We start from the raw sequence: 21,034 nt of genomic DNA, 5'->3' as shown, positions 1-21,034 counted from the left end.
CCCCGCCCCCGGCGATCATCGCGAGGGCGGGGAGAGCAGGTCAGGCGCCCGTCCAGTTGGGCGAGCGCTTCTCCGCGAACGCGGCGGCGCCCTCCATGGCGTCCGCCGAGCCTAGGACCGGGTTGACGATCTCGCCCTGCTTCGCGAACATCTCGCCGCTCGACCAGTCGGCCGACTCGACGACGACCCTCTTCGTCGCGGCGAGCGCGAGAGGGGCGTTGGCCGCGATCGTACGGGCGAGCTCCAGCGCGCCGGCGAGTGCCTCGCCCGCCGGGGTGACCCGGTTGACCAGGCCCAGCTCGTACAGCCTGGCCGCCGGGTAGTGATCACCGGTCAGGGCGATCTCCATGGCGACGTGGTACGGGATGCGCCGGGGCAGCCGCATGATCCCACCGGCTGCGGCGACGAGGCCGCGCTTGGGCTCGGGCAGCCCGAACTTGGACTCCTCGGACGCGACGACGACGTCACACGAGAGCACCAGCTCGAACCCACCGGCCAGGGCGTAGCCTTCGACGGCCGCGATCAGGGGCTTCTTCGGGGGGTTCTCGGTGAGCCCGCCGAAGCCGCGGCCCGCGACGACCGGCATGTCCCCGGTGAGGAAGCCCTTCAGGTCCATGCCCGCGCAGAACGTGCCGCCCGCCCCGGTGAGCACGATCGCCGAGATGTCCGTACGCTCGTCCAGTTCGTCCATCGCGGCGGCGATACCGCGGGCCACCGGACCGTTGATCGCGTTCCTGGCCTTGGGGCGGTTGATCGTGACGACGGCGACCGCGCCGTCGACCTCTACGAGAACCTCGTCAGACACGTGACCTCACCTCGGTTACTTGGGCTGGAATCGGATGCCGCCGTCGAAGCGGATGACCTCGCCGTTCATGTAGTCGTTCTCGACGAGGCTGCGCACGAGGTGGGCGAACTCCGAGGCTCGGCCCAGGCGCTTGGGGAACGGCACGGGCGCGGCCAACTTGGCCTTGAACTCCTCGGCGTTCTTGTCGCCGATCTTGCCGTAGATCGGTGTGTCGATGATGCCGGGGCAGATCGTGAGCACGCGGACGCCGATCGCGGCGAGGTCGCGGGCGGCCGGGAGGGTCATGCCGATGATGCCGCCCTTGGACGCGGAGTAGGCCACCTGGCCGGTCTGGCCCTCGATGCCCGCGACCGAGGAGGTGTTGATGACCACGCCGCGCGCGCCGTCGGCGTCCGCCGGCTCCGTCTTGGCCATGGCCGCCGCGCCGATGCGCATGAGGTTGAAGGTGCCGATCAGGTTGATGTCGATGACCTTGCGGTAGGACGCGAGGTCGTGCGGGGCGCCGTCACGGCCGACGGTGCGGGACGCCCAGCCGATACCGGCACTGTTGATCACGGCGCGCAGCGGCTTTCCGGTGGCGACCGCGGCGTCGACCGCCGCCTGCACCGACGCCTCGTCGGACACGTCCGTCTGCACGAAGACGCCGCCGAGCTCGTCGGCGATCGCCTTGCCCCGCTCCGTGTTGAGGTCGGCGATGACCACTGTCGCGCCGACGGCTGCCAGCTCGCGTGCCGTCGCCTCACCGAGGCCGCTGGCACCGCCCGAGATGATTGCTGCTGCTCCGTTGAGATCCATAGCCGGACCTTAACGCGACAACCGAATGAAGTTCTACTCAGGGTGGGTCAAAATCGCGGTGTCCACATCCGGATAGACCTTCATCCGGCGATCGAGGCCGGTCGTGCGCAGGATGCGGGCCACCGGCGGCTGCGGCGCGGCGAGGCAGACGCCCCCGCCCTCGCTCGTGGCGAGGCGCCACGCCTCGATCAGCACGCTCAGCCCGCTGGAGTCCATGAAGGACAGGGCCGCGAGGTCCAGGACGAGGGTCGGGCCGTCCTGCATGATCGCGTCGCGTACCTCATCGCGCAGTATCGGCGCGGTGAACAGGTCGAGCTCTCCGGTCACCGCCACGACGACGGCGCCGGAGAGCGATCGACGCGCGAGCCGCAGCTTCATGATGGACCTCCTCAGCGAGGCCACTTTACTTCGACATCACCGACGGTGAAGTTCACGAACCCGATCTAAACGGCTGGAACCGCGAAGCCGTACGGCAATTCGAGCCGGTGGGCGGCGAGCAGATCCTGATCGGACAGCAGCGCCGGTGTGGGACCGTCGGCGGCGATCACGCCGCCGGACAGGATGAGCGACCGCTCGCACAGCTCCAGCGCGTACGGAAGGTCATGCGTGACCATCAGCACCGTCACATCAAGATTTTTCAGGATCTCGGCGAGTTCGCGGCGCGCGGCCGGATCGAGGTTGGACGAGGGCTCGTCCAACACCAGGATCTCCGGCTCCATCGCGAGCACGGTGGCGACCGCCACCCGCCTGCGCTGGCCGAACGAGAGGTGGTGCGGCGGCCGGTCGATCGCGTCGAGCATGCCGACCCGTTCGAGCGCGTCGCGCACCCGCCGGTCGAGCTCCGCGCCGCGCATCCCCAGGTTGGCCGGGCCGAAGGCGACGTCCTCGCGTACGGTCGGCATGAAGAGCTGGTCGTCCGGATCCTGGAAGACCAGCCCCACCCGGCGGCGGATCTCCTTCATCGTGTCCGCGCGCACGGCGAGCCCGGCCACGTGAACCGAGCCGTGCCCGGCGGTCAGGATGCCGTTGAGATGCATGACCAGGGTCGTCTTGCCCGCGCCGTTGGGCCCGAGCAGGGCCACCCGCTCTCCCCTCCCGATCGAGAGGTCCACCCCGAACAGCGCCTGGGTGCCGTCCGGGTACGCGTAGGCCAGGCCGCTGACCTCGAGCGAGGAAACGGGGTAAGTCGTCAAGAAAGGCTCCAGGAGAGTACGGCCGTCACGGCGGCGAGACCGGGGAGCAGTCCCGCGGTGCCCCACTGCCGAAGCGATGCCGACAGGTCACGGATCATCGGCATCTCTCCGGTATACCCGCGGCTCAGCATCGCGAGGTGCACCCGCTCGCCCCGCTCGTAGGAGCGGATGAACAACGCGCCGGCCGATTTGGCCAGCACGGGGACCTGCCGCACGTCCTTGGCCACGAACCCGCGCGACTCGCGGGCGACCCGCATACGGCGCATCTCGTCCATGATCACGTCCATGTAGCGCAGCATGAACATGGCGATCTGCACCAGGAGCTGGGGCAGCCGCAGCCGCTGCGCGCCGAGCAGCATCATCCGCGGCTCGGTGGTGGCCGCGAGGAGGATCGACGCGATCACTCCGAGGGTGGCCTTGGCCAGGATGTTCCACGCCGCCCACAGGCCCTGCTCGCTGAGCGACATGCCGAGGACCTCGACCCGCTCGCCCAGCCCGATGATCGGGATGGCGACCGCGAACAGCACGAACGGCACCTCGATCACCATGCGGCGCAGTACGAAGCCCGGCGGCACCCGCCCCGCCGCCGCGACGGCCGCCAGCAGGAGCGCGTACACGCCGAAGGCCCAGAAGCTCTCCCTCGGCGTGGCGACCACGGCCACGGCGAACCCGGCCGCCGCCAGCAGCTTGCACTGCGGCGGCAACCGGTGCACCACCGTGTCGCCGGGGCGGTAGAGCTGGTGGTGATGGCCCGCGCTCATGGCCGTTCCGGCCGCGACGACCACGCGGCGGCGGTCGCGCCGAAGCCGGTCGCGGGTGACACGATCGCGCGGAACGCGATCGCTGGGGACACGATCGCGGAGAACACAGTCGCGGAGAACACAGTCGCGGGTGACACGGTCCCGCTCACGCGGCGGCCTTGACCCGGTTGCGTCGCCGCACTGTGTAGAAGACCGCGCCTCCGGCCAGGACGGTCAGCCCGACCCCTGCGACGCCCGCGACGCCCAGGGACAGCCGCTCGTTCTCCACGCCCTTGACGCCGTAGTCGGCGAGCGGCCAGTGTCCGACGCTGCTGGCCTTCTCGCCCGCGTTGAAGCCCTTGTCGGCCGCCACCCGCTCCAGGCCGTCGGGCGAGCCGGAGGCGTAGAAGGACACGACACCGGCGAGCAGCACGGCGATGAGGCCGCCGCCGAGCAGAATGGGCCGGATGCCGGCCTTCGGCGCGGGAGCCGGCTCATCGACCGGGACCTCGCCGTCGGCGGTCCGCAGGACCAGGCGGCGGGCCAGGCCGGCGGCGCCGTACACGAGGTCCGGCCGCACGGCGAGGACGCTGCTGACGGTCAGCGCGGTGATCAGGCCCTCGCCCAGGCCGATCAGGACGTGCACGCCGCCCATCGCCGCCGCCACCGCCGCCAGGTCGATGGGCGCGGTGCCACCGATCCAGAACAGCGCGGTGAAGGCGAGCGCCGACACCGGTACGGACACCGCCGCCGCGACGAACGAGCCGACCACCACGGCGGTACGGCTGCGCGGGGCGCTCCGCGTGATCAACCGGAAGACGGCCCACCCGACCACCGACGTCACGACGGCCATCAGGGTGATGTTGACGCCCAGCGCGGTCAGCCCGCCGTCGGCGAAGAAGAAGCCCTGCACCAGCAGGACCACCGCCACACAGAGCACCGCCGTGTACGGCCCGACGAGTATCGCGGCCAGCGCCCCTCCGAGCAGGTGGCCGCTGGTCCCCGCGGCGACGGGGAAGTTGAGCATCTGGACGGCGAAGATGAACGCCGCGACGAGCCCCGCCATCGGGGCGGTGCGGTCGTTCAGCTCGTTCCGCGCGCCTTTGAGGCATACGGCCACTCCCGCGGCGGCGAAGACCCCTGCCGCGAGTGAAACGGGAGCGTTGAAGAACCCATCGGGTACATGCACGGCAAGCCTCCGAAATGCGCGTCTGCGACAACTTTAGGACATGGCCTAGCAGTTGCAAACAGTTCGCATTAGCGGCGGCGGAGGAGCTTCCGGAGGACGGTGAACGGCGTCACGACACGTACGGCCGTGCTGAGCCTACGGTTGACGGCAGTGGCGTACGGCCGGGCACCCCACCGGGCCAGGCCGCTCCACCACGCCAGCGGCGGCGGCAGATGCCGCAGATCGCCGATTTTGACGGGGAATCGGACGGGCGGGCCGCCCACGTCCAGTTCGAGATAGGCGTCCCAGGTGCCGGGGGCGGGCCATCGCATCTCGGCCACGAACGTGCCGGGCGCCACCGCCCTTGCCGCCGTGCGCCATTCCCGACCGGACCGCCGCTCCCGCCAGACCAGGTGGCGTACGGCCACGCCGGCGGGCTCGCCCGCCACCTCGACGACTCCCTCAACGCGCAACCGGTCGCGCAGCCACCTCGCTCCCGCCAGCCGTACGGAAGCGGGGACCCGGGCCAGATGGCCGCCGATGTCCACGCTGAGGTTGCCGTACTGCCGGGTGAGGTAGGGCAGGGCGACGACACCGGAGGTGAACCGCGGCTCCGGGCGGTCCAGGCCGGGCATCCGCTCGCCGCCGAGCCGGGCGAGCCTGCGGACGCCCTCGCAGTCGACGGCGGCGTAGACGTCCCACATCCCGGTCGGGAGCGAGGTCACCCGGATCGACACGCTGAACAGGTCGGCCACCCTCGTGATCGGGACGCGCCTCTCGCGGCGGGTGGTGCGCTCCCTCAGCAGGAGGCAGGCGTCCCCCTCGAACCCGTCCAGGGAGACGTGTCCGCCGATCACCAGGCGGTCGTCGTCCCACTCCAGGGTGGTCAGGCGATGGCGGAGCGCGGCCGTCTCGACGCGGGCCAGCCGTACGAGCCGGTCGAGGTCGTGCAGGGACTCGACGCGCATCCTGTCGGCGGCCCCCAGCCGCGCGATCACGCCTTCGGTGAGCCATTCGGCGCAGATGTCGGCCGCCTCGATGGCGATCTTCTCGCGATCGGCCTCGTCCGCGGCCAGGAACGGAGCTCCGAGCTGGTCGAACACGTCGAGTCTGAAGTGCCGCAGCAACAGGTGATCACGAAGGGGGCCGGGCGGGACGTGCCGGACCATGAGCCCGATGGGGACGCGGGCCATCCGCAGCCAGGCGAGCGGGTCGCGGCTCCCCAGCTCCTGCATGACGCTGCTGCCGTCCGGCCGCGAGATCAGGTGGTAGCAGTCATAGTCGGAGACGACCGAGATCACGCCGGCGTGGCAGTAGGCGTGGGCCGTGAAGACCATGTCCTCACCCACGCGCAGCGTCTCGTCGAACCGGATGCCGTGCCGGTCGAGCAGGTCACGCCGGAAGAGCTTGAAGCAGACCAGACTGTTGTAGACCGTGCTCTCCAGCAGGGTGACCCGGTCGGCGTTCTCCCGGAACATCGACTCCGGCGCCCTGCGACCGTGTCCGATGATCTTGCCGAGGACGATGTCCGCCCCGTTGTGGTCGGCCGTCGTGAGCATCCGGTTCAGCGCGTCCGCACCCAGATAGTCGTCCGCGTCGCAGAAGAAGACGTACCGCCCCCGGGCGAGCGCGAGGGCGCGGTTGCGCGGACTGCCGGGAGTGCCCGAGTGGTCCTGGTAGACCACCTTGATCACGTTCGGATGGTGGGCGGCGTACAGGTCCAGGAGCGATCGGGTGTCGTCGGTGGAGCCGTCGTCGACGACGATGATCTCCTTGCTCACCCGCTGGATCAGCAGGGAGACGAGGCACCGGTCGAGGTACGCGCGGCAGTTGTGCGTCGGCACCAGGATGCTGACGTCGACCGGGCACTCACTCACCGTCTCCATCGCGAAACATTATGTGACGACCACCCGATCCGTAGCAGGCCAATGAGCAGCTCTTGACCTTTCACACCCATCCCGTACGGCGGCCTCCCGCTCCACGGGTCAGAAGTCCTCGCAGACGACGTACCAATCGTCATCCAGACGGCGCGCCGACGAGTAGACGTAATCGTCGATCCGATCACCGGTCAGGTACCTGAGGCCGCACCATTCGAGCAGCCCACCGCCGCCCACGATGCCGAGGTAGGCACTTCCGGCGTCGCGACTCCATCCTCCGACGGGGTAGAGCCCCACGAGCCGGAACCGCGGCCCGGACTCCTCCTGCTCCTGCCCGTCCGGTCCCTCCGTCACCGGCAGCGATTCCACGAACCTCGTCAGAGCGGGCTTGGACATGAGAAAAGCGGCGCGAAAGGGGATGTCCGCGGCGACGAGTCCGAACGTGCTCGCGGCCACGGCGGGCGCGAGCAGGACGGCCACGCGCTTCCTGAACTCGGGCGCGCAAAGCATCGCCGCCCAGGCGAAGCACGCGAATACCCAGGCCGCCGCGGTGGCGAGAGTGAAGACGATGCTTCCACCCGGGAACATCGCGTCGCCCAATGTCACCCCGGCAGCCAGGGCGGGTGGCGCAATCACCCAAAGCCACCACCAGACGTCTCTACGCGCCTCTGTCACCGGCACCGGAGGTTCCACCCTGCGGACAATATCGGGAAATATCAGCTTCAATTTGGCGAAATTTGGCCGGCTTCCGTTTCCACGTTTTTCGCCTTCCCGAGATCACGGCGATCCCGTACAGCGGGGCCGACGGCCGCCTGCGGCAGTCCCCGCCGAGCCGAGGCCCGTTCGGGTTGCCCCAGCCCATCAGGTCCCGAGCGCGGTCATCTGTCGCCCCTGGCGTGTCGCCCCCATGACCCCGCATGGAGTTCCAACCATTCGCGCATAGCGCGCAAACCAGCACGTCAGGGCACACGTCAACACCACACCAACACCCGTGCGTCGAAGGCGATCCCCCTATGTCACAGCCATACGGCCCCCCGCCCCAGCCCGAGCCCGGCCATGGACGGACGCATCCTCCACGCTCCTATGTCCCGCGCAGGGCGCGGAAGAAGCGCGGCTGCCTGATCTGGGCCGCCGCTGTGGTGGCTGTGCCGGTCCTGCTTGTCGGAGGTTGCCTCGCGATCGCCACCCGCGGAAGCGACGACACCCCATCGACCGCCACCGGCCCGAAGACGTCCCGGGAGGCGCGTGCCGCCGGCATCGGTGACGTGGTCGAGGACGGCAGGTTCTCGTTCAAGGTCACCAAGCTCGACACCGCCTCGAAGGTCGGCGACGACGTCCTCGGCAAGTCGGCACAGGGTGAGTTCGTCCTGGTCAACATGACGGTGAAGAACATCGGCGACGAAGCCCAGTCGTTCGCCGGAGACGCGCAGAAACTTTTCGACGCCTCCGGTAGGGAGTACTCCGCCGACTCCGAGGCGGCGCTCTATCTCGCCGAGTCCAAGAGCCTCTACGAGCAGGTCAACCCGGGCAATTCCGTACGCGGCGTCGTCCTGTTCGACGTGCCGAAGGGCACGGAACCGGTCGCGATCGAACTGCACGACTCCATGTTCTCGGGCGGCGTGAAGGTCTCGCTGAAGTAGCCGCCGACGCGCACACGGCACAGACGCCCTGCCCAGCGGTTCGCCGGGGTCACGTCCGTGGACGTGACCTTCGGCGGCGAACCTCATCCGCTCGGCGCTGTCGCTTCAGGCGCACGGCAGGCGGTTCCGCTGGCGAGACCCGGCTCGCTCGCGTGGACGCCCGAGATCTCGCCGAGCCCGGCAGTGATCAGGACGTGTCGAGTCCGAGCCATTCGGCGACGGTCATGGTGAGCGCCTCCGCGGGAACCCGGAAGGGCAGGACGTAGGGAATGACGAGAACGTCACCGTCCGCGGTGGGCAAGACAGTGGCGACGGTGTCTGGACGAGGCGGGGATATGATCACAATGCTGTCCAGTGTGGCAGAGGGATACGACAGTTCTCACCGAGCGTGGAACGGCCGTCCCCGAGCGGTCGCGGACATGGGCACCGGCCCGGTCAGGAACCAGCGGTCGAGGGCTTCCAGCCGTGCTTGGCGCAGATGCCCGACAACGCGTTCACGTCGAGCTTCACCACTGCCTCCTGGAGCTTCGCGCCGGCTTGGCCCTCGTCGAGCGACGTGACGAATTCGTCCAGACTTCCCGCCACCTTCGCGAGGCGGCGTTTGATCTCCTCGTTCGAGGTCTCCAGAGCGCGCAGTCTGGTAGCCGCCTCCGCGAAGGGCCTGCCCGCCGCCGACCCCGTGGCCTGGGCCGCCGTGCTCTTCGCCTCGGCTCCCGCCGCGTCCAGGATGCGGAATGCCTCGTCACAGGTCGGGCCGGCGTCTTCGGCGCAACCCGCGATGGCTGTCATAGCCAGCACTGACGCAACGACCATCCCGCGAACACGCATGCACGCCTCCGTCGCCCTCGGCCGACCTCAGTATGAGTGGCGCGAACGATCTCGTCCATCGGTGATCAGTTGTTCCGTACACGCCTGGAACGGGTGCCTGCCTGTACCCGCATCCGACTGCCCGGCGAGGAATTATCCGGACTTATGCACATAAGGCGTGGTTTGCCGGCTGGCGGGCGAATGGGCTTGAGTCTCCAGTAAGGGGAGGCGCGAAGGTGAGGGCATGGACGGCGACACGCTCTACTCGATCGGTGATCTGGCCCGGCGGACCGGGCTGACGGTCAAGGCCATTCGGTTCTACTCCGACCTCGGGATCGTGCCGCCGACAGACCGCAGCCCCGCGGGCTACCGCCGCTACGGCATCGACGCCGTCGCACGCCTGGACCTCGTACGGACGCTGCGCGACCTGGGACTGGACCTGTCCACGATCCGGAGGGTCGTGGACCGGGAGATCTCGCTTCCCGAGGTCGCCGCGGCGCACGCCGAAGCACTGGCGGTGCAGATCCGAACGCTGCGCCTACGGTGCGCGGTGCTGACGGCGGTGGCCGAACGCGGGTCCAGCCCCAAGGAGATGGAACTCATGCACAAGCTGGCCAAACTCTCCGAGGACGAGCGTCGACGTCTGATCGGCGATTTCCTCGACACCGTCTTCGGCGGCCTGGACGCCACGGCCCGGTTCGCGGGGATCTGGCGCTCGATGACCCCCGAACTGCCCGACAACCCCGAGGCCGAGCAGGTCGAGGCGTGGGTGGAGTTGGCCGAACTGTCCCAGGACCCGGATTTCCGTGCCAGCGTGCGGCGCATGGCCGAGCACCATGCGGCCGAGCATGCCCAGGGCGACACGACGACCCTGCGCCGCGACTCCACCGCGATGGTCCGCGACCATGCCGGCCCGGCCCTGGCGACCGGTATCGACCCGGCCTCGCCCCAGGCCGACCCTGTCGTCGCGGCGGTCACGGCGCGATACGCGTACGTCTTCGACTGCCCCGACGACGTCGACCTCCGACGTCGCCTGTTGACCCGGTTGGAGACCGCGAACGACCCTCGCAGGGAGCTGTACTTCCGACTGCTCGCGGTGATCAACGGCTGGCCGGCCCCGGAAAGCCTGGTGCCGGTGTTCGACTGGTTCATCCGGGCCCTGCGCGCCCGGATGCCGGAGGAGTGACCCGGAGCGTGTGCCCGCCGGCTGCCCGGCGACCGGCGGTGCCGACCGAGAATCCGCCTGCGCCTCCCGTACGCGAACGCCGGCGGCGGCTCCGCCGAACGCCGCGATCCCGGTGCCCTGGAGAGTGGGCCGCGAACGGATGCGGGGAGCCCGCGGCCAACGGGGAGCCTGTCAAGACCCAAGGGACCTTGAACTGCGCGCCGCCTGGGGAATCGGACCCCAGAGCCACCGGTGCGATCTCCGCAGGCGTGGTTCACCTCTCCTCTGCGAAGGAGAGACCATTCGCGGTGAGAGCCCGGCGAAGTTGATCCATCGCTTTGGGGCCCATGCCGTGCAGGCGGCCGAGGTCCGCCTCGCTGACCAGGGTGAGCTGTCCCAGATGCGTGAATCCGGCGGCGACGAGGGCGCGTCGGGCGGGCTTGGCGAGGTCCGGAGGAAGGTTCCCCTGTTCATGGCTGAAAGGGCCGAAAGCGGTATGCGAGCCGGCGCGGCTGACCGGCATCCAGGTAGCTGCGGGTTCGGAGCTCAGGAAGTCGGTCACCAGTCGAGTGCACAGCTCCGGCTTCTCGTGCAGGAGGAGATGCGACGTCCTGGGCACGACGGCCAGCTCCGCGTTCGGCAGAGCCCGGTACAGCTCCAGCGTGTGTTCCAAGGTCACGATGTCGTCGTCGGCGGTCATGACCAGCGCCGGGCAGGTGACGGCGCGCAGATCGGCCGGTGCCATGCCCGGTTCCTCGGCCGCCGCATGCGCGATCTTGGCGAGCACCACCGGGAAGTGGTCGGCACCGTCGGGTGACACCTCGGCATAGGCCGCGACCAGAGGAGCGGGCGGCTGATCGTCGGCGGTAGGCCGGAGGATCATGCCGTCCGGATGGAAGCCGCCGCTGACCAGGACGAGCCTGTCGACCAGGTCGGGGCGGCTCACGGCGACCCGCAGCGCCACGGCCGCCCCGGCGCTGTAGCCGACCAATCGCACCGGAGCTGCGACGATCTTGTCCAGGAACGCGACGATGTCCTGGGCCATCACCTCAATCGTGATCGGTCCCGGCACATCGGCTGTACGGCCGTGGCCCCGGCGTTCGGGGAGCAGGAGTCGGAATCGCCCAGACAGTGCGTCGAGGTTCCCGGAGAAATCTCTGCTGTCGGTGAGGCCGCCGTGCAGGAGCACTACGAAATCGCCCTCGCCGCGGTCGTCGTACCACATGCTCACGCCGTTGACGTCCACATAGTCGGCCATCGTGCCTTCGTCCCTTCGCTTCCGCTCCTGGCGCATGTCAGCGTGAAATGCGCCCTCGCCTGTAGTACGAAACGGCACGTGGAAACTCATCGCTCATCCGGAACGATCCGGGAGAAGAGTCAGGGAACGGCGGCGACGGGAGTGGCGGGCAGGTCGAAGAGCGGGAACATCCGCTCGGCGTCGAGGTAGGTCGTCGTTTCGGTGATCAGTCCGCCGGAGAGCTCCACGACCATGAGCGCGAACGGCTGGAAGTGGCCGTCCGGCCCGCTGGGCCGGTACTGCCCGAACGCCGGCGAGCCGTTGGCCACGGTCGGCACCAGGCGAGCGCCCTCACAGGGCCGCCCGGCGGCGAGCAGCGCCCGGCGGATCTCGGCGCGACCGCGCAGCCACCACGAGAACGGCGGCATGGACATGGTGGCGTCCTCGTGCAGCAGTGACACCAGGGTCTCCACGTCGTAGCGCTCGAAGGCCTCGCAGTAGCGGGCGAGGAGTCTCCGTTGCGCCTGGTCCACCGGCTGGACCGGCTCGGCGGGAGCGATTTCGATGGTTTTGAGAGTCGCGCGGGCACGTTGCAACGCGCTGGTGACCGACGCGACTGTGCAGCCCAGCAACCGCGCGACCTCGTCCGCCTTCCACGACAGCACGTCACGCAGGATCAGCACCGCCCGCTGGCGAGGCGGCAGATGCTGGAGCGCGGCCACGAACGCCAGGCGGATCGTCTCGCGCCGCGCCGTCAGCTCCGCCGGATCGCCGCCTGCGGGGAGGATGCGGCCGTCCGGTATCGGCTCGAGCCACATGCTCTGCGGCAGCGGTACACCGAGGTCGGGGCCGGCCTGCGCGGACGGGCCGAGGTCCATCGCGCGGGCGCGGCGCTGCGCGCTGCGCAGCATGTCAAGGCAGATGTTGGTGGCGATGGTGTAGAGCCACGACCGCAGCGGCCCTCGGGCCTCGTCGAACCGATCGAGGCTCCGCCAGGCGCGCACCAGGGTCTCCTGCACGGCGTCCTCCATCTCGAACGCCGAGCCGAGCATCCGGTAGCAGTATCCGCCCAGCTCAACCCGGAACCGCTCAAGGTCCATGTCACCGGAATCGCGCCTGGGCACGCTCCCGGCGTCGTCTGCGGCCGACAGCGCCGTCATCCGATATCCCCTCTCAAGGCCGGGCGACGGGAGCGACGATACCGGGGCCGCGTCCCCGAGGCCGGACGCAGCGAGGAGCCCGCAGGCAAGGGCGCCGGAGGTCGTCCAACCTGCTGGAACGCTGGCCAGGGCCGGGATGGCTCTTCCTGCGTGGTCGGGCAGAAGATCGCCAACTCAGCTCACGCCAAGCTCCGCGGTCCCGGTGAGCGGGCCAAAGCACAGCTGAAGAACTGGCGCGTCCTCCAGAAACTACGCTGTTGCCCCAAACGAACCGGTCAGATCGTCAATGCTGTTCACGTCCTTCAGGCTCGAGAATCAGGATGGAAAGGGCCCCACTCCTGGAAAGTTTAGGTCTAAAAATCGCTATGGCCGGGGAATTTCTACACCAACCATATTGCACGGCGCTCGACTTTGCCCGCAAAGTCGAAATACGAATCTATATCCGTAATTACGCGCCCCAAAAAAGAGCCGACTGGCGGCGGGGTACCCAGAAGTATCGCGCGCCGGTGCACGACAGGAAGGAGTGGGCCGAAGGCAGGTCTGCTTGGCCAAAGGGAGGCGTAATGTTCCACAATATCGCGCGTCGGGCCCTGCTAGTCGCTACCTTTAGCGCGCTCGCCGCGGGAGGTGTCGCGATGTCGAGCGGCTCCGCTCTGGCGGACGCCACCGCGAGAGGTGCCGCAACATCAAACGGCTCTCCCTCCACGAACACCTACATCGACGTCGCCATCTCACCGCATGCGAATAGCCTGGCCGCCGCCCCACTGCCAGGACGGCCCGACCCGAAGCCGACGGTCGACTGTGGTGCTCTCTGTAGCCGTAAGGCAGAGGTAGCCTGTCACAAGGTATGTAGAGACCAGCCGGAAGGCTGTCAGTACGCGTGTATACAGCGACACATGCCCAGATGTGTGGCCTCGTGCCAGAAACAGCAGGGCCGACACGAGCGACACCATCGACACCACCGACACCACCTGCCCGAGAGCGGTCGGTAAACCCGGCGCATCCAGCGGAGTGCGGGTCCCGTCCAGTCAACGGTGAGACGTTGCCACGCCATCTTTCCAGAAGCCTCGAAAGGCGATACTCCCAGGAAATAGCGCTTCGTTGAATCAGGGAGCATTTCCATCGCGAGTAGCGGTCGTCTTCGAAGACTTGCAGGACGAGGGTGTCCTGCAGGATGGCGGTGGTGCGACAGGGGCAGCGAAGCTTGAGCAGAAGCTTCCACGCTTTCACGGGTCGCGACGGCGCGTTCGCTCGACTGATCATTCCCAATGCTCGTGAGAGCGGTTGCCATAGTCGGCCGTTCTGTTGTGCGCTGTTTGCAGGTGACGCGCTACAGAGGACGCCCTAAGCTCGTGCCGTGACTGGGCCAAACAGCCAGGAGCAGGAGCCACACGCATCCGAATCATCGCCCCCCATCCCCGCAACGCCGGCTCGCGGGGACGCTGCTGTCCGGGAGATTGATGATCGAGAGCTGGCCGCGTCTCTCGCAGCCAGGGCGTTCGTCGAAATCCGATACATCGCCCGACGTGCCCAGCAACTGCCAGACGACAGCTCACCCTCCACCGACCTCGACCGCATCAGGTTTCTGGCGAACCTGTGCCACAACATGCCGTTGATCACAAGACCGGACAACTGGCAACCCTCTCGTAGAGGAGCGCCAATGAGCCGCCGGGAGCGGGCGATGACGGAACGGCCGATGAGTTGGACCTGGAACACCGCCGGACCAGAAGGGCAGGCGTGGATTCTTGAGCGCATCAGCGAGGACGGATACCGCTGGACGCCTCCGCCGCCGCTTCCGACCCCTGGTAAGGGGCCTGCCTTGCTCAGCACGCGGCAACGCCTCGGCCTCCTGTGGGGGTGGCCGGTAAAAACCCCAGCAGGCCGTCAGCCCCTTCCCCACCAGGCGCGCATGCTCAAAGCCGTGGACAGCGCAGGGATCTATGCCCTCTACGAGGAAGCCGGGCGCCTCCGACTTGGGCTCGGCAAGGCCAGTTCGTGGCTGCGAGCCCACCTCGACCCGAGCGCCACCCACTTCCTGTTTCCCGATCCCGCGGCCTACTACTGGCCGGATCCAGACGCGGCGCGGCGCTGGTGGCAGTGCCGCGTGCTTCTGCAAATGGTCGATGGCGAGCAGGTGACGCGTTCACTGGCCGTGCTGCCTGAGACGTTCATCGCCCTTCCGTCAACCGTCTCACGCATCCGACAACGCCGCCTTGCCCAGATCGCCAGAGCCACAGAGCGGAGCACCTACCTCTGGAGGCGCGATCACCAGACGGACTGCTCCCCAGAGCGATGTGGATACGTACCGTCCGAGGTCTCGGCTGCGGCCATCACTTCCAGGCAACAGACCGAGCCCTCTGGCTGAGCATCATCTCCGGCACAGCCGATGCTCGTTAGAGCGCGTTGCTGTATCTCGCTGCTGTACGAACGCCAGAGGCCCCCCTCCTGATCACGGGAAGGGGCCTCTGGGCTGGAGCCGCTCTGGGGAATCGAACCCCAGACCTTCTGTTTACAAGGTCCCCGAACGATCTCCAGGATCGTTCGGAACCGTTCGCCGTGCTGCTCATCGAGACTCCGGCCGTCCATATCCGTCCGGCTCAGTTCATGATCGTCCATTCTGGTGACTCTCCCCCGGTGGCTCCCGAAACCGGATCTATGACGCTCCCTACCGGCCCATGTACGTCACCGGCCCTATGATCGCCGTGCTATCGGCAGAAAGCTGCGCTCACCCTGGGTCGGGGATCGCTTTGGGTCAGCTCAGCAGGAGCGGGCGCACGGTGTTCCAGCAGTTCATGTCTGTAGCGTTGAGCAATCCTGGACGCGGGTCAGCCGGCCGATAGGCGCTACCGTCCGGGCGGCACGCGACACCGCCCGCCTCGGTCAGCAGCAGGACGCCGGGGGCGTGATCCCAGGGGAGGGTCCGTTGGAACAGGACGAAGTCCTGCTCGCCGTCCAGCAGCCGGGGATAGTCCACACCCGCGCAGCCGGTGCCCGGCCCCAGTGCGGCGAATCGAGGCGCTGCAGCCTCGACCTGTGCCTTCGCCGGTGGATCGAGGAACCTGGTGAGCGCTGCCCCGCGTAGCGCCGCCGGGTCGGTGGGAGCAGGCTCCCTGCGCACCCGAACCCCATCTCGCCAGGCCCCCGACCCTCGCTCGGCGACATAGACGTAGCCTTCGGCTGGGCGCACGATCCACGCCGCCACCGTCTCCCCGTCGCGCACCAGCGCCGCCATCACCGCGTACTCGGAGCGCCCGGCAACGAAATTCGAGGTTCCATCCAGCGGATCGACAAGCCAGGCCACCGGTGCCTCACGTAGAGCCATGAGTAGTCGAGGATCGCCAGCGGCCGCCTCCTCACCGACGACCGGGGCGTCCACCACGCCGCGCAGCCGACGGCTGATCAACTCCTCGGCCTCACGGTCGGCCACGGTGACCACCTCGCCAGGCGACTTCTCGGCAACCTCTCCATCGGCCAGCGCCCGAAACCGGGGCAGGATCGCGATCTCGGCAGCGTCGATCAGTATCTCGGTCACCTTGTTGATCCACATGGTCAGGACCATAGCCCTGTCGTCCGCCGGACCTTGGGTGTAACGCAGCGCGCATTCCCCGCGGTTTGCAGCTGTTGCCCAAGTTCCCGCAGCCACCAGGCGCGCAACGTGTATGCCCATGATGGGCGCTTGGGGCCTCGAGCCCGGAACCCTGCGGATCAAAAGTGGAAGGCGCCTCTCGCCCTTCGCGATGGCACTTCGTACGGCTTGTCTGCCTCGTTCGGCGAGGGCAATCCGCGCATGCTCCGGATGCGAAAGCCACTGCCAGGCGCCTGGTACTCCTTGCCTCAGGCCGTACCGGGCTGGCATCGTTCCGAACATGATCGAGAGAATCGAGTCCTCCGCCCGCCGGTGAGCGAGACGACCGAGCCTGGACCGCTCGGACCCCAGATCAGCCTGTTCGACTACGCGATGCACCTGCATCAGCAAGATCCGGACTCGCCCCTGCCTCGTGACGGTGAGCCGTATCCCGACGAGGAACTCCACCGTCGACGGTCCCGACCACCCGCGCCGAAAGACCGGCGACTCGTAGGCGCAGACGTTGCCCGCATCCTGGACGGCCACTTTGCCAAGCCAGATGCGCCGCCCAGCGCACTCGCCGACGCATTCCATGACGCCAACGTCCCCATCCATCACAACGAGCACATCACTGCCGCGGCATTGCGGGCGGAGAAGCAGCGAGTTCAACACACCGGGCAGTGGCTCGTGCAGCACAGCACCGACCGCTGCTCGACCACCGTCGGGCTGGCACTGCTCGCCGCCGGCTGGGCAGAAGAGGACATCCCACTAATCCGGACCATTGGTCTCCTGTCGAACCGGTTCGGTCCACTGGCCGCCCGTGCTCTCCAACGCCGCCATGGAGGCGACCAGGCGCTGCTGTGGCTCGCCAAACGAGTCACCGGCTGGGGCCGGGTCTATGTCATCGAGGCACTCTGCCTGGTCGGAGGGGCCGAATCGCGCTCGTGGCTGCTGCGTCACGCCTGCGACGGCGACTTCCTCAACGGCTACTTCGCCGGCAATGTCGCCACGGCAGCCCACCTTCACGAAGCGATCACCGCGGCTGAAGTCGACGACCACCTAGTCGATCACACCGGCCGACTACTGGAGGTCATGGCTGACTGCGGCGGCATGGGCATGACCCTGGAGCACTACCCACCGGCACGCATCATCCTCCAAGCACACGCCGATCACCTCAGTCGCCAAACACCGACCGTGAACAGGTACGTCAGCGCGGCAGTCATCGCCGATCACCTGGCCCAAAAGCCACCGGAACGGCTCGGCTGCACCGTTGAAGATCGCAACCAGATCCTGCAGCAGTACCTTGCGACGCTTGACCGGGAGGACTGGAGTGAAATGGCGCGCGCGGGCCTAGACCCAGGCAGCGACTTCTTCACCTGGTTCACAGCCAACGTGGCGGCGCGCCTGCACCTGCGAGCGTTCCCCGACGCTCCATGCTGGCCGCGGCCTCCACCCGAGCCAGCTACCGACGCCGGAGCGGCGGGGACGGCTGCGCACGGACCTGGCGCCCACCTGATCCTCGACTGCTACGCCAATCCCACGTTGGCCGCGCCGACCGCCGACCAGCAGCTTCCGGAGGGATCTGCCCGTGCTCTCCCTGGGCTCACCAGCGAGGAGGAGTACAAGCAGCTCCAGCAGGCCATCTCCCTCGCGGCAGTCGGCTACATCAGGGCAGCCGAGCGGAACCTGCTTCGGCTCTACTTCACCCACGCCCTGCCCGAAGGCCGCACCTACGACCTCATCAGCGACATGTACGCCGCCATTGGCGACACCCCAACTGCCGAGATGTCGCAGAGCCGCAAATCCATTCTCCTCGGCATCAGCGGAAAGGAGCCCGCGCGTGCCTAGGATCGCTTTCGACACACTCGAACACCTGAACCGGCCCAGCCAGTTCGCCATCATGGAAAAGGTCACCGACGTCCTGGCGACCAGCCCCGCCGTCACGCACCTACTGGTCCGCGGATCCATCGCGCGGGGCACCTCCGACCGGCTGTCTGACGTTGACCTCGTCATCGGGATCACCCCATCGGCCTACGCCGACTTCGTCGCCGTGCACGACGCCCTCGCGGCCACGGAACTCGGCGCGATCGTTCCCGGCTGGCTCGACACGATCGTGCCTCGCATGGGCGGCCTCGGGTACGTCCATCTGATCGAGCACGCAGGCAGGCTCTACCAACTGGACCTGTACCTGGCCCCGGCCGACCGACTCACAAGCATCGCCGCGTTCACCAGCGGCAGCATCGTCTACACCAACCCCGACGCCGGAATCCACCTCTATGACCCGGCTAACGACGACTTCATCAACCGCCACCTGTCGGCAGCCCCCACCTGCGAACAGCTCATCGTCGAGGCCCTGGTCCTCACCTGGATGATCCACAAGCGGCTCATGCGCGGCCAGCAGTTCATGGCCTACGCCGAGACTCACATGCTCCACACCGCCGCACGCAGCCTCATCCGGACCGCGCTGTCCCCGCAGACGGCGTTCTACGGCTGGTACCACCTCGACACCGACCTCGGCAAAACCCCGATCGGCCAGGCATGCCTGCGCGAACTCGACATGCTGATCGCCAGCCCGCCCGTCCCGACCGTTCGGTCCCTGACCGACTCGCTGGAGCGCATTCTCGCGCTCGCGCACCGCGCCGCCCCGCAGGCCGTGGACAAGCTCTGCTTGTCGATTGACGCCTACCGGCACCATCTTGCCCTCGACTGACCGCTCGCGACGCTACGGTTGATTCATGCCCCATCAGGCCATAGGGCGGCGAGCTACCGGCGCCGAGCAGGGATAGCCAGGCATCTGCCGGCACCTGCTCGGCGTGGTGTCACCTGCCCGCCTTCCCTATGACCATGAGGGGCTCTTCCGTGTCGTCCGACCATCCCCCGTTGGGGCTCACCGCCGTCCGCCCATCCTGGGCGGAGCTTCCAACTGAGCTTCGCGAACTCGTCACCGCGCATCTCGGCTCGACCGTGGTCTCCGCCGATGTGCAGGGCGGCGGCTTCTCGCCGGGAGTCGCCGCGAGACTCGTCCTTCAAAACAGTGACCGGTCGTTCGTTAAGGCCATCCCCGCCGCGCACGTCCTGGCCGGCAAGTACCTCATCGAAGCCGAGACCGGGGAGCGTCTACCGCCCTCGGTGCCGAGCCCGCGGCTGCGGTGGCACGGTTCGTCTGCCGGGTGGGTTGTACTGCTCTTCGACGACATCGACGGCCGCCACGCCGACCTGTCACCCGGCTCAGCCGACATTCCCACGGTCATATCAGCTCTCACAGCCATGGCTGACCTGCTCACCCCGTCGCCCTTGCCTGACCTCCAGCCGTCCTCTGCCACCCGCGCCGGCCTCCTGCACGGGTGGGGTGACCTCGCCACCTCTCCGCCTGCGGATCTCGACTGGTGGGGGCGCGAGCACCTCAGCGACCTCGCCGTCCTCGAAGCCGTCTGGCCAGCGCACGCTGACGGCCTAACCCTCGTCCACGGGGATATCCGACCCGACAACCTGCTGGTGGCTAGCGGCGGCGCCTACGTTGTGGACTGGGCGCAGCCGAGCCAGGGGGCGGCGTGGCAGGATATCGCCGATCTCATGCCTCACCTGATCATGGCGGGGCACAGTCCTGTCGGGGCAGAGAAGACGCTGGTCGGCATCCCATACTGGGACCTTGCACCACCAGAGGTGATCACGAGCTACGCCGCAGCGTACGCCGGCTACTGGACCAGGATGAGCCGCCAGCCGTCACCGCCTGGAGTTCCCAACCTGCGCGCATATCAGCGGCGGGCGGCTGGTGCCGCCATAGCGTGGACCAGATACCGCACCGGCTGGTAAGGCGGACCACCATGCTCGACCCTCCGGACTCCATCCCAACGCTTCTCGTGTGAGATGCACGACCACAACGCGAAGAAGGCCCGCACACCCGTGAAGATGTGCGGGCCTTGCTCATTTGAGCCGCCGGAAAGCCGGAGCGCTTGACTGTGCGATCACGGTACCGGACCGGGCAGAGCACTTCACGGGTATGTAATTCATCAGAACCTTTCCCGGCGCTTCGTAGTCAAAGCAGACATGATGAAGACGATGATCGGGGCCTCGCTCCTCGCCGGCTCGCTGCTGGTCTCCGGCGCCACCGCGGCGGACGCCCAGACGAAGCCGACGCTGGGTCCCTACGGTTACGGTGCCGTCAAGCTCGGCATGACCGTCAAGCAGGCCGAGGCGACGGGGGACGTCGTCAAGAAGCTGCCGGGCAACGGCGGTTGCTCCGGCTGGGACCTGAAGAAGTTCCCGACCCCCAAGGACTCGGTGGGCATCTACATCTCGCCGAGCGTGGGACTGGCTGCCATCTTCGCCGCGAAGGGCATGAAGACCCCGGAAGGCATCAAGATCGGCTCGACCGCCAAGCAGTTGAAGACGGCCTACCCGCACATCAAGAAAGACGTCCACGACTACTATGTGATCACGGTCCCCGCCAACAAGAAGGCCTATTACACCTTCGCCGTCACGCACGGCAAGGTCACCGAGTACGGCATCGCGCTTAACAAGCAGGATTGTTTCAACTAAGCAGTGAAGAGCGCCCGCTCCTTGAAGGGGCGGGCCTCAGGTTTGGCTCTCGACGATCTGAAGATCGGCGAGTCGACGGAGCAGGATGTTCGTCTGCAGTTCCATCACGCCAGCTCGCTCACTGCTCAGTTGATCGAAGAGACCGTGCGCTGCCGCGTTGCGTATCCCACCGCAAGCCTCGATGTCCTTAACGTCTTGCTTGGTGATCAGATTCGCGCCCCGTAGCAGGGTAGTGAGCCATTGTCAGTAACTGAAGATCACGCTGTGTGACGCTGGCATGGTCCAGTTGTGCTCGTGGTTGAGCAGGACGAGTGCGGCCTGAACAATTTTCCCGATGCGCCAA

At 67.8% G+C, this 21,034-nt stretch carries 20 protein-coding genes and 1 pseudogene; 9 read left to right on the top strand and 12 right to left on the bottom strand.

The window, feature by feature from the left end; translation table 11 throughout:
• Positions 1-40 precede the first annotated feature (40 nt).
• The 8 genes from IMZ11_RS31500 to IMZ11_RS31465 form a co-directional block, all read right to left on the bottom strand.
• Entirely contained in the window at positions 41-805 is a 765-nt protein-coding gene (locus IMZ11_RS31500; protein ID WP_228646059.1) for a crotonase/enoyl-CoA hydratase family protein, read from the bottom strand.
• Between the two features lie 15 nt (positions 806-820).
• Complete coding sequence (locus tag IMZ11_RS31495; protein WP_061253170.1) at positions 821-1,600, bottom strand: SDR family NAD(P)-dependent oxidoreductase; 780 nt, start codon at positions 1,598-1,600, stop codon at positions 821-823.
• A 33-nt stretch (positions 1,601-1,633) separates the two neighbouring features.
• A complete protein-coding gene (locus IMZ11_RS31490; RefSeq protein WP_061253169.1) occupies positions 1,634-1,978 on the bottom strand; it encodes an STAS domain-containing protein in 345 nt (114 codons plus the stop codon).
• A 65-nt stretch (positions 1,979-2,043) separates the two neighbouring features.
• Positions 2,044-2,793, bottom strand: a complete 750-nt coding sequence (locus IMZ11_RS31485) for an energy-coupling factor ABC transporter ATP-binding protein (RefSeq protein WP_228646058.1) — start codon at positions 2,791-2,793, stop codon at positions 2,044-2,046.
• A complete protein-coding gene (cbiQ, locus tag IMZ11_RS31480) occupies positions 2,790-3,554 on the bottom strand; it encodes a cobalt ECF transporter T component CbiQ (protein WP_228646057.1) in 765 nt (254 codons plus the stop codon). The genes IMZ11_RS31485 and cbiQ overlap by 4 nt, the downstream gene beginning before the upstream one ends.
• Before the next feature lie 145 nt (positions 3,555-3,699).
• Positions 3,700-4,722 (bottom strand): energy-coupling factor ABC transporter permease, encoded by a 1,023-nt coding sequence (locus tag IMZ11_RS46400; protein WP_228646056.1) that lies wholly within the window; start codon positions 4,720-4,722, stop codon positions 3,700-3,702.
• Positions 4,723-4,790: 68 nt separating this feature from the next.
• On the bottom strand, positions 4,791-6,587 hold the full coding sequence (locus IMZ11_RS31470; RefSeq protein WP_228646055.1) for a glycosyltransferase family A protein: 1,797 nt from the start codon (positions 6,585-6,587) through the stop codon (positions 4,791-4,793).
• A gap of 99 nt (positions 6,588-6,686) precedes the next feature.
• Entirely contained in the window at positions 6,687-7,214 is a 528-nt protein-coding gene (locus IMZ11_RS31465) for a hypothetical protein (protein WP_228646054.1), read from the bottom strand.
• A 281-nt stretch (positions 7,215-7,495) separates the two neighbouring features.
• On the opposite strand from IMZ11_RS31465, the gene IMZ11_RS31460 reads away from it, so the two are divergent.
• Positions 7,496-8,218, top strand: a complete 723-nt coding sequence (locus IMZ11_RS31460) for a DUF4352 domain-containing protein (protein ID WP_374463030.1) — start codon at positions 7,496-7,498, stop codon at positions 8,216-8,218.
• A gap of 435 nt (positions 8,219-8,653) precedes the next feature.
• On the opposite strand, the gene IMZ11_RS31455 is transcribed toward IMZ11_RS31460, so the two are convergent.
• A complete protein-coding gene (locus IMZ11_RS31455; RefSeq protein WP_228646052.1) occupies positions 8,654-9,007 on the bottom strand; it encodes a hypothetical protein in 354 nt (117 codons plus the stop codon).
• A 262-nt stretch (positions 9,008-9,269) separates the two neighbouring features.
• On the opposite strand from IMZ11_RS31455, the gene IMZ11_RS31450 reads away from it, so the two are divergent.
• Positions 9,270-10,211, top strand: coding sequence for a MerR family transcriptional regulator (locus IMZ11_RS31450; protein WP_228646051.1), 942 nt, complete (start codon positions 9,270-9,272; stop codon positions 10,209-10,211).
• 253 nt (positions 10,212-10,464) lie between these two features.
• Here IMZ11_RS31450 and IMZ11_RS31445 read toward each other — a convergent pair whose 3' ends face one another.
• Together IMZ11_RS31445 and IMZ11_RS31440 are read right to left on the bottom strand one after the other, a co-directional pair.
• Positions 10,465-11,448: an alpha/beta fold hydrolase gene (locus tag IMZ11_RS31445; protein ID WP_228646050.1), complete on the bottom strand. Its 984-nt coding sequence runs from the start codon at positions 11,446-11,448 to the stop codon at positions 10,465-10,467.
• 119 nt (positions 11,449-11,567) lie between these two features.
• Complete coding sequence (locus IMZ11_RS31440) at positions 11,568-12,587, bottom strand: sigma-70 family RNA polymerase sigma factor (RefSeq protein WP_228646049.1); 1,020 nt, start codon at positions 12,585-12,587, stop codon at positions 11,568-11,570.
• A 159-nt stretch (positions 12,588-12,746) separates the two neighbouring features.
• On the opposite strand from IMZ11_RS31440, the pseudogene IMZ11_RS31435 reads away from it, so the two are divergent.
• Both IMZ11_RS31435 and IMZ11_RS31430 read left to right on the top strand, forming a co-directional pair.
• A pseudogene (locus IMZ11_RS31435) lies at positions 12,747-12,938 on the top strand (hypothetical protein); the annotation flags it as partial.
• Between the two features lie 1,309 nt (positions 12,939-14,247).
• Positions 14,248-14,952 (top strand): hypothetical protein, encoded by a 705-nt coding sequence (locus tag IMZ11_RS31430; protein ID WP_228646048.1) that lies wholly within the window; start codon positions 14,248-14,250, stop codon positions 14,950-14,952.
• Between the two features lie 387 nt (positions 14,953-15,339).
• On the opposite strand, the gene IMZ11_RS31425 is transcribed toward IMZ11_RS31430, so the two are convergent.
• Complete coding sequence (locus tag IMZ11_RS31425; RefSeq protein ID WP_308066875.1) at positions 15,340-16,134, bottom strand: inositol monophosphatase family protein; 795 nt, start codon at positions 16,132-16,134, stop codon at positions 15,340-15,342.
• 351 nt (positions 16,135-16,485) lie between these two features.
• Here IMZ11_RS31425 and IMZ11_RS31420 point away from each other — a divergent pair, with 351 nt between their 5' ends.
• The 5 genes from IMZ11_RS31420 (at position 16,486) to IMZ11_RS31400 (ending at position 20,916) form a co-directional block, all read left to right on the top strand.
• Positions 16,486-18,000 (top strand): hypothetical protein, encoded by a 1,515-nt coding sequence (locus IMZ11_RS31420; protein ID WP_228646047.1) that lies wholly within the window; start codon positions 16,486-16,488, stop codon positions 17,998-18,000.
• Positions 17,993-18,862: a hypothetical protein gene (locus IMZ11_RS31415; RefSeq protein ID WP_228646046.1), complete on the top strand. Its 870-nt coding sequence runs from the start codon at positions 17,993-17,995 to the stop codon at positions 18,860-18,862. The genes IMZ11_RS31420 and IMZ11_RS31415 overlap by 8 nt, the downstream gene beginning before the upstream one ends.
• 170 nt (positions 18,863-19,032) lie before the next feature.
• Positions 19,033-19,965: a phosphotransferase family protein gene (locus tag IMZ11_RS31410; protein WP_228646045.1), complete on the top strand. Its 933-nt coding sequence runs from the start codon at positions 19,033-19,035 to the stop codon at positions 19,963-19,965.
• A 246-nt stretch (positions 19,966-20,211) separates the two neighbouring features.
• A complete protein-coding gene (locus IMZ11_RS31405; protein ID WP_228646044.1) occupies positions 20,212-20,691 on the top strand; it encodes a hypothetical protein in 480 nt (159 codons plus the stop codon).
• Between the two features lie 3 nt (positions 20,692-20,694).
• On the top strand, positions 20,695-20,916 hold the full coding sequence (locus IMZ11_RS31400; protein WP_228646043.1) for a hypothetical protein: 222 nt from the start codon (positions 20,695-20,697) through the stop codon (positions 20,914-20,916).
• Positions 20,917-21,034: the final 118 nt, after the last annotated feature.

The sequence above is a fragment of the Microtetraspora sp. AC03309 genome (assembly GCF_020826795.1).
Classification (GTDB): Bacteria; Actinomycetota; Actinomycetes; order Streptosporangiales; family Streptosporangiaceae; genus Microtetraspora; species Microtetraspora glauca.
Note: the sequence above shows the minus strand (reverse complement) of the source record. Positions and strands in the feature narration are given on the sequence as shown.